Annotated in this window: 14 protein-coding genes; 8 read left to right on the top strand and 6 right to left on the bottom strand. The window is 57.5% G+C overall.

The features are described 5' to 3' along the window. Positions 1-35 precede the first annotated feature (35 nt). Positions 36-539, bottom strand: coding sequence for a DUF6314 family protein (locus FVV99_RS18810; protein WP_236645398.1), 504 nt, complete (start codon positions 537-539; stop codon positions 36-38). Between FVV99_RS18810 and FVV99_RS11590 the strand changes: the two genes are divergently transcribed. From FVV99_RS11590 to FVV99_RS11555, 8 genes are all read left to right on the top strand, one after another. Continuing rightward, positions 517-1,395: an EamA/DMT transporter family protein gene (locus tag FVV99_RS11590; RefSeq protein WP_148254254.1), complete on the top strand. Its 879-nt coding sequence runs from the start codon at positions 517-519 to the stop codon at positions 1,393-1,395. The genes FVV99_RS18810 and FVV99_RS11590 overlap by 23 nt on opposite strands. A gap of 72 nt (positions 1,396-1,467) precedes the next feature. After that, on the top strand, positions 1,468-2,349 hold the full coding sequence (locus tag FVV99_RS11585) for an NAD(+) kinase (protein WP_148254253.1): 882 nt from the start codon (positions 1,468-1,470) through the stop codon (positions 2,347-2,349). Between the two features lie 34 nt (positions 2,350-2,383). Further along, positions 2,384-3,367 carry a metallophosphoesterase gene (locus FVV99_RS11580; RefSeq protein WP_148254527.1) on the top strand — a complete coding sequence of 328 codons (984 nt, stop codon included), beginning with the start codon at positions 2,384-2,386 and terminating at the stop codon, positions 3,365-3,367. A gap of 237 nt (positions 3,368-3,604) precedes the next feature. After that, positions 3,605-4,456, top strand: a complete 852-nt coding sequence (locus tag FVV99_RS11575) for a rhomboid family intramembrane serine protease (protein WP_148254252.1) — start codon at positions 3,605-3,607, stop codon at positions 4,454-4,456. Positions 4,457-4,493: 37 nt separating this feature from the next. Next, complete coding sequence (locus tag FVV99_RS11570) at positions 4,494-4,760, top strand: YeaC family protein (RefSeq protein WP_148254251.1); 267 nt, start codon at positions 4,494-4,496, stop codon at positions 4,758-4,760. 38 nt (positions 4,761-4,798) lie between these two features. After that, positions 4,799-5,596: a DUF2797 domain-containing protein gene (locus FVV99_RS11565; RefSeq protein WP_148254526.1), complete on the top strand. Its 798-nt coding sequence runs from the start codon at positions 4,799-4,801 to the stop codon at positions 5,594-5,596. 53 nt (positions 5,597-5,649) lie between these two features. Beyond that, positions 5,650-6,138, top strand: a complete 489-nt coding sequence (locus tag FVV99_RS11560; protein ID WP_148254250.1) for a GNAT family N-acetyltransferase — start codon at positions 5,650-5,652, stop codon at positions 6,136-6,138. A gap of 124 nt (positions 6,139-6,262) precedes the next feature. After that, entirely contained in the window at positions 6,263-6,805 is a 543-nt protein-coding gene (locus FVV99_RS11555) for an Hsp20/alpha crystallin family protein (protein WP_161598995.1), read from the top strand. A 73-nt stretch (positions 6,806-6,878) separates the two neighbouring features. Here FVV99_RS11555 and FVV99_RS11550 read toward each other — a convergent pair whose 3' ends face one another. The 5 genes from FVV99_RS11550 to FVV99_RS11530 form a co-directional block, all read right to left on the bottom strand. After that, the gene (locus FVV99_RS11550; protein ID WP_148254248.1) at positions 6,879-7,679 is read right to left on the bottom strand and encodes a DODA-type extradiol aromatic ring-opening family dioxygenase; all 801 of its coding nucleotides are present in this window, start codon (positions 7,677-7,679) and stop codon (positions 6,879-6,881) included. Positions 7,680-7,782: 103 nt separating this feature from the next. After that, complete coding sequence (locus FVV99_RS11545) at positions 7,783-8,712, bottom strand: metal ABC transporter permease (RefSeq protein WP_148254247.1); 930 nt, start codon at positions 8,710-8,712, stop codon at positions 7,783-7,785. Next, positions 8,712-9,923 carry a metal ABC transporter permease gene (locus tag FVV99_RS11540; RefSeq protein ID WP_148254246.1) on the bottom strand — a complete coding sequence of 404 codons (1,212 nt, stop codon included), beginning with the start codon at positions 9,921-9,923 and terminating at the stop codon, positions 8,712-8,714. Before FVV99_RS11540 ends, FVV99_RS11545 begins: the two co-directional genes overlap by 1 nt. 3 nt (positions 9,924-9,926) lie before the next feature. Further along, positions 9,927-10,727 carry a metal ABC transporter ATP-binding protein gene (locus FVV99_RS11535; RefSeq protein WP_330860355.1) on the bottom strand — a complete coding sequence of 267 codons (801 nt, stop codon included), beginning with the start codon at positions 10,725-10,727 and terminating at the stop codon, positions 9,927-9,929. Further along, positions 10,724-11,692, bottom strand: coding sequence for a metal ABC transporter solute-binding protein, Zn/Mn family (locus tag FVV99_RS11530; RefSeq protein WP_148254245.1), 969 nt, complete (start codon positions 11,690-11,692; stop codon positions 10,724-10,726). The genes FVV99_RS11535 and FVV99_RS11530 overlap by 4 nt, the downstream gene beginning before the upstream one ends. Between the last annotated feature and the right edge of the window lie 246 nt (positions 11,693-11,938).

Raw genomic sequence — 11,938 nt, 5'->3', positions numbered from 1 at the left:
ATTTCGGCCGAATAGGATGCAGGCAATATCGGTCGTCAACGGTAGCTATAGTGGAGGAACTCATCCTTGCGAGGTCCCTGGATCGTCCAGAGGAGATCGAATCCCTCCTCATTGAGCTCGAGTCGCGCCGTGTAGTGATCGCTACCGCATATGTGGGGGTGGGCAGCCGTCAGGGCATGCGAGGCGCTATCAGGAACCAGGTCGAACAACCACACTGGCTGGTCACGCCCGTGTCGTTCATGCAACAACCGGATACGGTCGGTGGCGGTTATCCATCGATAGACATTGCTGAAGGCAACCTCGCTCTCGGTGCCCTGTGGCTGGAACTTCCCGCTCTCGAAAAATCTCACGCCCCTCTCGTCCGGTACGACCCGAATCGTCCCCTGGCCCTGCCCGGACCAGTGGCTTTGCGACTGTGTGCCTGATCTGACAGTCAATGACAGCCGCTGTATTGTAGCTAGGCGAGAGGTTAGGCGTATAATGGCCGTCAACTTTTCATCCTTATGGGGTTTACTGATGGGGTATCTAATCGGCGTCACCGGACTGTGGGCCTTTTCGTTCTCTCTGATCGGTGTCTATCTATCCGGGCAGGTGGACAGTTATTTTGCCGTACTGACACGCATAACGTTGGCGACCTTGCTGTTCCTGCCGTTCTTGAGACCTCGTGCGCTGGGGCATCGGTACAAGTTGGCACTGATGGCTATTGGCGCTGTACAGCTAGGGATCATGTACATTTTCTTCTACCAATCCTTTCTGCTGTTGACGGTACCGGAGGTGCTGCTGTTCACGATCTTTACGCCGCTGTATGTGACCTTGATAGACGATGCCATGGCAGGTCGTTTCACGCCATTCTATCTGGTGACTGCGGTCTTGGCTGTATTGGGAGCAGCGATCATCCGTTACCAAGGGGTGGATAGCGGTTTCTGGTCGGGGTTCTTGGTCGTTCAAGGGGCCAATGTCTGTTTCGCCCTGGGGCAGGTCGCCTATCGATATCTGCTGCCGAAGTTACCTGAATCGCTGCCCGTGTATAGTGTCTTTGGCTGGTTCTATCTGGGGGCTCTGGCATTCGCTGCACTGGCGTTTGCGCTATTCGGCAATACCAACCAATTACCGACCGTGGCGATTCAATGGGGAGTGCTGGCATGGCTGGGCCTCGTCGCCTCCGGCGTGGGGTATTTTCTCTGGAACCTGGGCGCCACGAGAGTGAATGCCGGGGCGTTGGCCATCATGAATAATGCGTTGATCCCCGCAGGACTGACGGTCAACCTGTTGATCTGGAATCGTGATGCCGATCTGCTGCGCTTGATGTTAGGTGGCGTCGTCATCGTCATGTCGCTACTGCTCAATGAATGGTGGGTGAGGCGGCATTCTCTATCCGCGACGACGGCGGAGTGAAGGGCAAGGCAAGGTTTGCCGCTCCCGCTCCGAGTCCGCATAATGGCGAGCTCGATCCAGGCGGGAGTGCGCATGACAACTTTCAAGACTATCGGTCTGATCGGCCGCATGGGCAGTGCCAGAGTCGTCGATACGTTGCGGCGTTTGATTCGATTTCTCGATGTGCATGGCTATCACATCATTCTTGAGGATCGTACGGCGACCGTGCTGCTGGATCATGGTCAACAGGAAGCCAGCCGACGCATGCTGGGTGATATCTGTGATCTGGTGATCGTGGTCGGCGGCGATGGCAGCTTGTTGGGTGCAGCCCGCGCCTTATGTCGTAGCGGTACCCCCGTGCTGGGGGTCAATCGTGGCCGCCTGGGGTTCCTGACGGACATCTCGCCGGATGAGATCGAAGAGAAGGTGGGAGAGGTGCTTGATGGGCAGTATGAGCTCGAGGAGCGCTTCCTGCTGGATGCCGAAGTGTATCGGCATGGTAAACTGGTCGGTGCGGCCGATGCCTTGAATGATGTCGTCATGCATCCAGGTAAAGCCGTGCGCATGATCGAGTTCGAACTGTTCATCGACAATCAGTTCGTCTATAGCCAACGTAGCGATGGATTGATCGTGGCAACGCCGACCGGTTCAACGGCTTATGCCTTATCGGGTGGGGGACCCATCGTGCAGCCAAAGCTGGATGCCATCACCCTGGTTCCGATGTTCCCGCATACCTTGTCGAGCCGGCCGATCGTCGTCGATGCGGCATCCGAGATCCGTATTCACATTGGCGAAACCAATGAGACCTACCCGCATGTCAGTTGTGACGGACAAACTCGAGTGGTATCCAAACCCGATGACATCCTCTATGTCCGGCGTAAACCGCAACGCCTGAAACTGTTGCATCCTTTCGGTCACAATTATTACGAGGTCTGCCGCAGTAAACTTGGCTGGAGCAGCCAGCTGGGAGATTGACGTGAGCGAGCGAGACGTTGCGAATGCGACCGATGTGGACGGTTATGACCTGATCGGTGATGTCCATGGCTGTGGTGCCACGCTAGTGTCTCTGCTGGAGCGGTTGGGCTATCGTCAGCGCGATGGCGTCTATTGCCATCCACGGCGACAGGTCATCTTTCTGGGAGATCTCATCGACCGGGGCCCTAGAGTGCGTCTGGCCGTGACGATTGCCAAGCGAATGGTCGAGGCGGGCGAAGCCTTCATCGTCATGGGGAATCATGAGTTCAATGCCCTGACATACAGTCGACGGGAACAGGGCGGTTCGCATCGATGGCTACGCGCCCACACGCCTCGCCACAATCGTGTCATCAAAGAGACGCTGGAACAGTATAGACAGCACCCCGGAGAGTGGCTGGAAGTGCTTGATTGGTTCATGCGCTTGCCGCTGTTTCTCGAGTTCGACGATTTTCGGGTCGTCCATGCGTGCTGGGATCAAGCATTGATCGAGAGGTTGCGCCGCGACTATCCGGATGGCCGCATTGATGACGATTTCCTAGAACGTTCGGTGAATCCCCATAGCGATGCCTTCGCTATCATCGACCGACTGACGCGCGGTAGTCAGCTGCGGTTACCGCCGGATGTAGAGGTCCGGTCCAGTGACGGCATCATTCGGCGTAGCTTTCGCACACATTTCTGGGCGCATCGGCCGCTGACGTATGGTGACGTCATATTTCAGCCGGATAACCTGCCTGGCGACTTGGAGTGGCGTGAACTCAGCGATAAAGAGCGTGCACAATTGAGTTACTATGGCCCGACCGAACCGCCGTTGTTCATCGGCCACTACTGGTGTGCCGGCATCCCGGCGTTACCTGCTCCCAATATTGCCTGCCTGGATTACAGTGCCGTCAAACATGGTCATCTGGTCGCTTATCGTTGGAGTGGTGAGACGCGCCTCAACGCCGACCATTTCGAATGGGTCAGCGTTCCGAAAGCGGAGCGCGCCCGTCCCCAACCATGGGAAATCGAGCTCGATTAGTCAGATACAATTCATTACATGATTTTTTTATGTTTGCGTGAACTCCTTGACGTCGTTGCTATCAGAATAGGTGTTCCCTTGAATGATCCCTTGCTCTTATCCGGCGGCCCTCTCCGCCGGATTTTTTCTTGTGGGCGAGCGCCGAAGTCGTGATCACCGAGACAGGGAGATGCCAGCATTTTTCTGAATGATTGGTATCATGGTGGTGTTCGCCATGCCGCGCATAAAGGATGTTTCATGTACAAGGTACTCAGGCTACCCCGGGATACCGATACCCGCCCGTTGCGTGAGGCGCTCTGGGCACATCGAATTGGTCACCGGTTTACCGAGGATGAAGAGGGGTACACGCTCTGGCTGGCAAACCCGGAGCAGCAGCAGGATCTGCTACGCCTTCTCGAACGTTGGAAACGCGGTGAGCCATTGTTGCCGAAAGGGCAGCAGACCCGTCGACGGATTCAGTCATCGTCGTGGACCATGCCGTTTTCCGTAGCACCGCTGACTTCCGCCGTACTGGTGCTATGTTTGATCGTCTTCGGCCTCATGGCGTTGCTGGGCGATCTGGTGATAGCCATGTTGGCCATCGTGCCGATCGGAGTGGTCAATGGCAGCTTGAGCACGGGGGATTTGGCGACGACGCTCGCGTCCGGCCAGGTCTGGCGTCTGTTTTCGCCCGCATTGCTGCACTTTGGCTGGATGCACTTGATCTTCAACATGATGTGGTTGTGGTATTTCGGCCGCCAGGTCGAGGCATTGCAAGGCAGTGGCAGGATGTGTCTGCTGGTGGTGGCCAGCATGCTCAGCGGCAACCTGGCCCAGTACGCGACGGGAACCGTATTGTTCGGCGGCATGTCAGGCGTTGATTTCGCTCTGCTTGCCTATGTCTGGTTGATGTCGCGTCGGGCGCCGAATAGCGGCTTTTTCGTTCCTCAGATGCTGGTCGTGTTCATGTTGGCCTGGATGGTGTTCACCATGACGGATTTTGCCGCCGTGGTTGGGTTCGGGAACGTGGCCAATGAAGCCCACCTGGGAGGACTTGTCGTGGGACTCGCGTTGGGCTGGTATTATTCGGGGCGGGCGAGTCGTTCTTGATGACGCCCGCACCTGAGCGAATCGACAGGATGACGCTATGAGCGAGATGACCTTCGACAAGATGATCCGTCACATGACGCCGGCCATTTATGACAGCCTCAAGCACGCGGTGCAGGTGCGGAAATGGCCCGATGGACGTGAGCTCACGCGCGATCAGGTCGAGCTTTGTCTGGAAGCCGTCATCAAGTATGAGATCGCGCATCACGTGCCCGAGTCACAGCGTGTCGGCTATCTGGAGCGTTCGGAGTGCTCGAGTGAAGGCTCGCATGGGTCGAATGAGGACAGTATTACGTGGGTGAATTGAAAGAGTGCGGTGTCGGCTTGCAAGGGTGTCTAACCAAGATGGCAGTCGTCCCGGGCGAGTCAGGCAGGCCTGCTGATTATACCTTGCGCGTCGGCGATGCCGGCCTGCCTCTCAATGAGCGCCTGGGCCACTGGCTGGGGCTGGAATGGACAGGTGCCATTGCCTGCACGCATTGTGGCCGTGCTACTCGGAAAAGTTTCGCCCAGGGCTACTGTTATCCCTGTTTCAAGACGCTGGCACAGTGCGATACCTGCATCGTCAAGCCCGAGACTTGCCATTTCTTCGCAGGGACTTGCCGTGAACCCGTTTGGGCGGAGCATCACTGCTTTCAGCCACATGTGGTCTATCTTGCCAATTCGTCCGGACTCAAGGTCGGTATTACGCGCAAATCCCAGATACCGACACGCTGGCTGGATCAGGGAGCCATACAGGCATTGCCCATTCTCGAGGTCGATACGCGTCAGCAATCAGGCTTCGTCGAGATGCTGTTCAAGGAGCGGGTGGCGGATCGAACCAATTGGCGGGCCATGCTGAAAGGTGAGGTCGAACGGCTCGATCTGGTGGCTGAACGTGACCGTCTACTGGCTCATCTCGATAGTGGTCTGGCTAACCTGCGTGAACGCTTCGGTGCTGAGTTCCTCCGCCTTCTCGATAGTTCACCGACCGAACTCGAATATCCCGTCCATCAATTTCCCGGCAAGATCGTCTCGCACAATTTCGACAAGCGCCGTGACGTTGGCGGAACCCTGATGGGAATCAAAGGACAGTATCTGCTATTGGATACGGGGGTGATCAACTTGCGTAAATTCACTGGATATGAGGTGGTCGTTACCTGATAAGAGTCGGGGGAACGTCATCAAGGTGAAATAAGCGACCAGGAAGCGTAGACATGACCTCCGTGTTACGCCGGGCATGTTCGGCCGATCTGAATGAACTCTATCGCCTGGAAGTGAGCTGCTTCGATGACGACCGCTTCAATCGGCGGCAATTGACGCATCTAGTACGTCGGGCGCATGCGGTCACATGGCTGGCATCGAATGAGGCAGGACATGCGCTGGGCTATGCGATCGTACTGTTTCGGCGAAATAGCCGGATAGCGCGGCTGTATTCGCTCTGCGTTCATCCCGCAGTACGGGGTGAGGGCATCGGCAGGCGTTTGATCGAGTCCGTCGAGTCGGAAGTCATGCGACGCCAACGGCACTACCTTACCTTGGAAGTACGTGCTGACAACCGTATCGCCCTGTCGCTATATCGACGCATGGGGTATCGCTTATGTCGCTGGCTGGATGACTACTACGCAGATGGGTGCGCCGCGTGGCAGATGGAGAAGCGACTCGGCCAGGCATCGGCGCGTGATGCGATAGAGTCGACAGCATAGACATTCACGCCCTTGAAAACGTCTGGATAGCCCCCTATATAACCTGATGAGTCGGGCGGCATTTAGCCGTTTGATTGCCGCTCGGATTGTGTTGTCTGTGCGTCACGAAAGCAGGAGGTGGCGTATGAATCTGCACAAGTTTTCACCCTGGAACTGGTTCAAGAGCGAAGATCAGGAAACAACGCAACGGCCGGTGTCTTCTTCCGTGGAACCGGCGCGGGAAGTATCGCCTTTCTGGCAAATGCATCGAGAACTGGACCGATGGATGGACAATGCCCTGCGGCGATGGAATCTGCCGGTTGGGCAGGAGAGTCTCGATGCCCTGGAAGGGATGATACGTCCCAGTGTCGACATCGCGGAACGTGACCACGAATATCGCATCAGCATCGAAGTGCCTGGTGTGGATCGTAAGGACCTCAAGCTTTCGCTGGATGATCACCGCTTGGTGGTCGAAGGCGAGAAGCGCCAGGAAAGCCGTAATGATGATGATCGCTATCAGCGAGTCGAACGCATCTACGGAAGCTTTCGGCGTGTTCTGGACCTGCCTGGCGATGCCAAGGCAGAGGACATCAGCGCCGATTTTGCGAATGGTGTTCTGACCGTGACATTACCGCGGGATACCAATGTGGCAGCGGCTCGACGTGAAATACCTATCCAGTCACCGTAATCCGCTATCGCGTCACGTCGATACCGGCATTCCCGGAGAGGGCCCGCTATCGCGGGTCCTGTTTCTTTCTGCCTCAGGCGGTTTGATACCAGGCATCGCACAGCGAGGAACTGGCGAGTGTCAGCATGCTGAGATTGCCGGATGCAAAGCTGTCGTGCAGCGCTATCATTGGCTTCCCCTGCATGGCTCCAAGGGTCATCAGCAGGGGTAAAAAATGCTCGGGCGTAGGGTGCGCGTGGAGGGCACGGGGAGCCTGCCTTTGCCATTCGGACAGTGCGGTCAGGTTGCCTTCCTGGGCAATGCGTTTCGTCCAGTCATTGAACGCCTGTGCCCACCCGTCTGGTGGTACACCTTCCGGATGGCGGTCGCCAAGGTTGTGAGTGGCTGCACCGGATCCGATTAGCCAGACATCCTCGCGCTCGGCAAAATCGCCCAAATGCCGGGAGACTGCGAGTTGCTGCTGTGGTTGCCAGGTCATGGGCACACTGACCGGCATCAATGGAACATCTGCTTCCGGCCAGATCAGGGAAAGCGGCGACCAGATGCCATGATCCAACGGACGTGTCGAGTCCGTTGATACTGGGTACCCCCGGGTGACCAATTCACTCGCCAATTGATGTGCGTGTGTCGCCAGGCCAGGCGCCGGGTAGTGCTGCTGATAGAGCGCGTCGGGAAAACCGTAGAAGTCGTGTAGTGTGTCTGGTCGTTCAGCACTGCCCAACACCAGGTCGGGGGTTTCGAAGTGTGCCGAAATGATCAGGGCTCCACGAGGTTTGGGCAGACGGTGGCCTAGAGCCAGCAAAAAACGGCGTGCCGGATGATCGCGCAACACGAGATCGGGAGAGCCGTGAGAGATGAACAGCGACTGAAGCATGGGACGCTCCTTGACGGAAGGATGTCCATCAGCATAGAGGCAGAAGAGCGCGTTGACAGTCAGTATCGCGGCAATGGTCCATTGCCGAAGCGGAAAGAATCGCTCAATCGGTGGTCATGCGTTCCATATTACCGTGTCGTCGGGGGGCGAATAAGCATGCTGCCAGCAGAATGGCACCAGAGACGGTGGCAATCATCCCGGCGGCGCTGAGCGATACATCATGCCCGAACCACCCTGGTCCATAACCTGCCAACACATACCCCAATACGGCACTGCTGCAGGCAAATCCTTGACTCCAGGCGATTTGAGTCAGAAGCCTATCGGTCATGAGGCGCGCGCTGGCGGCCGGGCATATGAACATGGCGATGACCAGGATCGAGCCTACCGCTTCGAAGGCGGCAATGGCCGTGATGGCAACCATGATGACTAGCATGATGTCGGTCAACAGCGGGCGTGCCCTGACGCTGGACGCGAACGCTGGATCGAAACTCCCGATGACCAGAGGACGCCAGGCTACGATCACAAAGATGGCGACTAGCAAGCCTACCCATGCGACTCGCGGCAATTGTGGCGGTAGCTTGGCCAGGGCGGCGGGATCCAGAAGTGCCGTCCAGTGGAGTCCTTCGAACCAGATCAAACTCTCCAGGTTACCGTACAGAGCATGTTGAACATCCAGATGAACGCCACTGGCATCGCTGACTTCCAGCATCAAGACCCCGAGAGCGAAGATGGCCGTGAAAGCGACCCCCATGGCCGCACTGGGTTCGACATGGCCGAGCCGTTTGATCGCTTCGATCAGTGCCATGGTCACGAGGGCAGCAACTCCGGCGCCGAGCATCATCGCTGAGGCGGCAAGTGTGCCGGTGATAAGGAAACTGGCGACGATACCCGGCAGAGCCACATGGCTGATGGCATCACCAATCAGGCTCTGGCGTCGTAGCACGAGGAAGTTGCCCAACAAGGCACAACTCAGACTGCTGATGGTCGCTACCAGTAGGGGAGCCAGGCTGAGGATCAGGAAATCACTACCCATCAGGCGCTCCGTGTCGGTAGGGGTAACCGGGTTTCCAGTGATGACACCATGTCCGGCGGCAGTGAGTCATCGATCGGTTCGAGGCCATGGTGGTCGAGTTGCGCTGCCTCATCGGGGTAGAGCTGGCGATACAGAGCCCACAGTTGCTCTTCATGTTCAGCATCACGAGCGGCGACCAGCCCCGGCGGTGTCGCGACACCGTCCCGACGTATATACCCCTGGCGTCTGAGCACCTTGAGCGTCAGTTCGTCGTAGATGGCTTCATCGCGGGCCAGGGCAAGCAATCCCTGGCGTAGATGCACCCGGCGACGAAAACGGCGTTGAGCTAACACCATGGCGACCATGCCTCGTCGTGGCGAGAACAGCAGACCGATTGCAAACAGCACGAATGCCGTCAGCACAATGAGCGGTCCCGTGGGCAGGCCGGCAGCGATACTGGAGATGGCGGCACCAATATAGCCGGCAACAGCGCCGCTCAACGCCGCTATGCCAACCAGACGGGAGGGCTGGTCGGTCCAGAAACGTCCCGTCACGGGGGGAATGATGGTCAAGGCGACGATCAGGATCAAACCGGTGATTTTCAGTCCGATGACCGTCACCGTCAGGAGTAACAGTAGCATCAGCATGTCGATGCGGTTGGCATTGATACCTTGCGTATAGGCGTATTGCCGGTCGAAGCAGACGAGCAGGAACGGTCGCCTGAACATGAAGACGATGATCAGCAGTACCAGTGCGCTGATCCCGATCAATTGTGCCTCGCTAGCAAGCATGCCGGCCGTGGCCCCGACCAGATAACCGGAGATGCCCGATTGACCAGTGACGTCCATTGCCTGAATCACGGTGATCAGGACCACGCCGAGACCGAATAGGGTCGACAATACGGCGCCGATGGCGGCATCCTCGCCCAGACGCGTGCGGTTCGAAATGCCTTGGACACCCCATAGTCCCGCTGCAGCACTGGCCGCTGCACCCAGCAATAGTCCAGGTAGCCAACGACCGTCCCCCGTGAATAGTCCGATAATGATGAAGGCCAGTGTCAGTCCCGGTAGTGTCGCGTGGCTGACGGCATCACTGACCAACGAACGTTTGCGCAGGACGATGAAACTGCCGATCATGCCTGCGCTGGCCCCCAGCATAGCTGACCCCAGGGTGACCAGGCTGGTGTTGTAGCCTGCGGTGAAAGTCAATGCCTGCCAGAGCAACTCAAGCATGGGTCAAGCCTGTGATACTGAGGAGTCGGGATGGGTGATTCGTTCCAGTTGGATGGCATTGAGCCGACCACCGTAAGCTTGCTGTAGATGCTCGGCGGTGAAAGTGTCTTGCACCGGTCCCATGGCAATGCGACGTACATTCAACAGCAGGACATGATCGAAATACTCACTCACGGTCGAGAGGTCGTGATGCACGCATAGCAGCGTCTTGCCTTCTCGCTTGAGTGATTTCAGGACTTCGATGATCGCTTTCTCGGTCGCCGCATCGACACCGGCAAAAGGTTCATCGAGTATCGTCAGGTCGGCTTCCTGGACCAGGGCCCGGGCCAGGAAGACCCGTTGCTGCTGGCCACCGGACAACTGGCCGATCTGGCGATCTGCAAATGCATCCATGCCGACACGAGCCAGACATGCCATCGCCTTGTCGCGATGTCGCCGTCGAGTGAACTGCCACCAGCGCATGGTATGGAACAGCCCCATGAGTACGACTTCCAGTACCGTCGTGGGGAAGTCCCAGTCGACACTGCTGCGTTGCGGGACATACGCGAGGCGATGCGCTTGCATGCGGTAAGGCTGTCCATAGACCCGTATATCTCCGGAGATACGCGGGGCGATGCCCAAGGCGGCCTTGAGCAGGGTCGACTTTCCTGCCCCGTTGGGACCGACGATCGCCATCAGGCTGCCTTCGGGGACTTCGCAGTCCACCGAGAAGACCACCGGTTTCTGGCCGTAACTGACCGTTAGCCCGGTAATGGTCAGCGGGCTGGTCGTGTCGGTATGCTGCATGGCGTGGGCCGTTTTCACTCGCTTTCCTCCGCATTGGCGGCCAGTTTGCCATTCAGGCCACGAGCGGGAGCCTGTCCTCCCAACGCCCGCGTTATGTAAGTGACATTATGGTCGATCATACCAATATAGGTCCCTTCGTAACTGCCTGCTGGGCCCATGGCATCAGAAAATAGTTCACCGCCAATGGCGACGTCATGATCCCGGGATGCGGCTCCCTCGATCAAGGCTTCGATATTGCGCCTGGGAACCGATGACTCGATAAAAATGGCACTGATTTCCCGTTCCACGAGCAAGTCGACCAGGTGTTCGATGCGCGCGAGTCCGGCCTCGCTTTCCGTGGAAAAGCCTTGTATGCCAAGTACTTCATAATCGTAGGCATCACCGAGATAGCCAAAGGCGTCATGGGCCGTGACCAGAACTCGCGAATGCGAAGGAACACTGGCAAGCGCTTTCTGCGCATAGTCATCCAGCCGTTCGATTTGCTCGAGAAATGCCGTGGTATTGGTTGCGTAATCGCCCTGATGTTCGGGATCGAGTTCGATCAAGGCGTCGCGCGCGGCTTCCACGACATAACGCCAGCGTTGCGGATCCATCCACACATGCGGATCGTACTGGTCACTGTAATCTTCGTGAGCGAGCCGCAGGTCCTGTGGCACCGATTCAGCCAGCGCATATACCGGACGATGTTCCTCCAGCCGGAACAGGAATTCCTCGAGCTGTGCCTCCAGATACAGGCCATTCCAGAATATGGCATCAGCACGGGTCATGGCGGCGATATCGCTGCGTGTCTGGCGATAAAGGTGCGGATCGACGCCGGGGCCCATCAGATTGCGCACATCGACATGGTCACCGCCGACCTGGCGCAGGGTATCCCCCACCATGCTGGTTGTTGCGACGATATTCAAACGTTCGTCGGCCGACACCATGCCGGGTGTCATGGCGATGATGGCCATGATCAGGCAAGCGTTGACAAGGCGTGCCATCGAAACCCTCTTTCCAGTTGGTTGGTATCGGTCCGTCGAGAACGCGATGAGCCTAAGCGATGATGGAGAAAAGGCTAATTGAATCACCCTAGATGCTCCATAGCCGCAACGCATTTCCCTCGGGCCGTGGGTTCGAGGTTGAATTGAGCCATCAATGAACAAGACGCTGGTGAATGACCGCGACCCGTACCGAGCATTCAGGCATTGATGCTACACTATACAGATCGTTCGACGCTGGTACGACTC

It is taken from the genome of Aidingimonas lacisalsi (genome assembly GCF_008079445.1).
GTDB classification, from domain to species: domain Bacteria; phylum Pseudomonadota; class Gammaproteobacteria; order Pseudomonadales; family Halomonadaceae; genus Aidingimonas; species Aidingimonas lacisalsi.
This window is presented reverse-complemented; position numbering and strand designations above follow the sequence as displayed.